This is a genomic window from Mesorhizobium sp. B1-1-5, from assembly GCF_006443065.1.
Taxonomy (GTDB): domain Bacteria; phylum Pseudomonadota; class Alphaproteobacteria; order Rhizobiales; family Rhizobiaceae; genus Mesorhizobium.
In genome coordinates this window covers 1-2,062 of record NZ_VFWS01000251.1, presented here as the reverse complement: position 1 = coordinate 2,062, position 2,062 = coordinate 1, and the positions used below count along the sequence as shown (strand labels likewise).

Genomic DNA, 2,062 nt, shown 5'->3' with positions numbered 1-2,062 from the left:
GCCGGCGGCGACCTGCATCGCGAGCCGGGCATCATTCACTCGCTCACCCATCCGGCACCTTTCTACGCTTCGAAGTTCTTTCTCGGCGCGCAAGGCATCGGCCAGGAAGGCTTGCTGGAATCGCACCCGCTGCTGGTGCGCTCGATCGTCGAGCTTAGCCAGTGCGCCGACCAGATCGTCGTGCTGGCCGACAGCCGCAAGCTTTCGATCCAGGCCCGTAACGTTGCGCTGCCCCTGTCGCGCATCGGCACGCTGGTCACCGACGACGGTCTTTCCGATGCCGACGCGCGCATGCTGGAGGATGCCGGCGTCATGGTGCGGATTGCTTCGACCACGGGAGCCATCGCATGAAGGTCGCGGTGCTCGACTTCGGCAAGACCAATTCGAAGCTGTTCGTCTTCGGCCAGGACGGACGCATTCTCGACGAGCGCCGGACCCAGCCGAAATGGACGCGCCAAGGCGGCTTCAGCGTGCTCGATGAGGCCGACCTCCACGATTGGGCGCTCGGCGCCGTCACCGCTGTGATCGAAAACCATGGCGTGGAAGGGGTGATGGTGTCGGGCCATGGCTGCACCTTCGCCCTCGTGGACGACGCGGCGCTGACGCATCCGATCCTCGACTATGAGCAGGAGCCGCCGGCCGAAATCGCCGCGCGGATCGATCGCCGCATTCCGGACTACGCCGAGACGTTCTCGCCGCGGCTGCCGCTCGGTTTCAACTACGGCCGCCACATGCTGTGGCTGCAGGAGGCCGCATCCGACGCTTTCGCGACGGCGAAATGGATCCTCGGCTATCCGCAATATTGGAGCTGGCGCCTTAACGGCAGGCCGGTTTGCGAAGTGTCCTATCTCGGCTGCCATTCGCATCTTTGGGCGCCGCGTCGTCACGATTTTTCCTCACTGGTCGACGCCGAGGGGTGGCGCCACCAGATGCCGGCCTTCGCGCGTGCCGGTACTGTCATCGGCGAACAGGACTTCGGCAGCGCGTCGCGGCCGCTCGCCATCCACAACGGCGTCCACGACTCGAATGCCGCGCTCCATGCCTATCGGCGGCAGGGGCTGGGCTCGGTGACAGTGGTTTCGACCGGCACCTGGGTCATCGTGCTCAATCCCGACTGTCCGCTCGAGGCGCTCGACCGCGATCGCGACATGCTGGTCAATGTCGATGTGGACGGCGGCCCGGTGCCGACCATCCGCTTCATGGGCGGGCGCGAATTCGCCGCCATCAGCGACGGCTGGCAAGGCCCGGTCGAAGGCGCGGCGGTGCAGCGGGCGATCGATGCCGGCATGATGGCATTGCCGAGCTTCGCGCCGGGCGGGCCGATGCCAGGCCGTTCGGGCCGGCTGGTCGGACGCACGCCTGATGCCGGCGAGCGTGCGGCCGTGGCACTGCTCTATGTCGCGCTGATGCTCGACCTCTGCCTCGACCTCATCCATTCCAGCAACACCGTGATCGTCGACGGCGGGCTCAACACTGGCGGCCTGCTCGCCCGCCTGCTGGCGCAGCTGCGGCCGGAGCAGGCCGTCATGCAGGGCGCTTCGCTGCAAGGCAGCGCCACGGGCGCTGCGGCCCTGGCTTTCGAGAGCGTCGGGCGTGAATTCGCCGCTGAGCCGCCGGAGCCGGTGAAAGCAGTGCGCTTCACCAGCCTCGCCGGCTACCGCGACGGCTGGCGCGATCTGGTCGCCGGGACCGCCGGCAAGGTCGCAGCCCGATGAGCGCGCAGGCCAGGACGGAGACAGCCGGCATGGGGGCGGAACGCCACCCGGTGCTGGAAATGCGCCATATTTCGAAGACGTTCGGCGCGATCCGCGCCCTGCAGGATGTTTCGCTTACCGTCCAGGCCGGCGAGCTGCACGCGCTGATGGGCGAGAACGGTGCCGGCAAGTCGACGCTGATGAAGGTGCTTTCGGGCGCCTATCGTCCCGATCCCGGGGGCGAGATCCTGATCGATGGCATGCCCGCCGCGACCGGCGATCCGATCAAGGCGCGCGCCAGCGGCGTCGCGGTGATCTACCAGGAACTGTCGCTGGCGCCCAATCTGACCGTGGCGCAGAACATTTTC

At 67.4% G+C, this 2,062-nt stretch carries 2 protein-coding genes and 1 pseudogene; all 3 read left to right on the top strand.

Going from position 1 to position 2,062, the window contains the following annotated elements; all coding sequences use genetic code 11:
• A pseudogene (locus FJ980_RS30065) lies at window positions 1–351 on the top strand (DeoR/GlpR family DNA-binding transcription regulator); the annotation flags it as partial.
• On the top strand, window positions 348–1,715 hold the full coding sequence (locus FJ980_RS30060) for a carbohydrate kinase (RefSeq protein ID WP_140547241.1): 1,368 nt from the start codon (window positions 348–350) through the stop codon (window positions 1,713–1,715). The pseudogene FJ980_RS30065 and the gene FJ980_RS30060, both read left to right, overlap by 4 nt.
• Window positions 1,712–2,062: ATP-binding cassette domain-containing protein (locus FJ980_RS30055; protein ID WP_140547240.1), on the top strand; the 351-nt coding region annotated here is incomplete at its 3' end. The genes FJ980_RS30060 and FJ980_RS30055, both read left to right, overlap by 4 nt.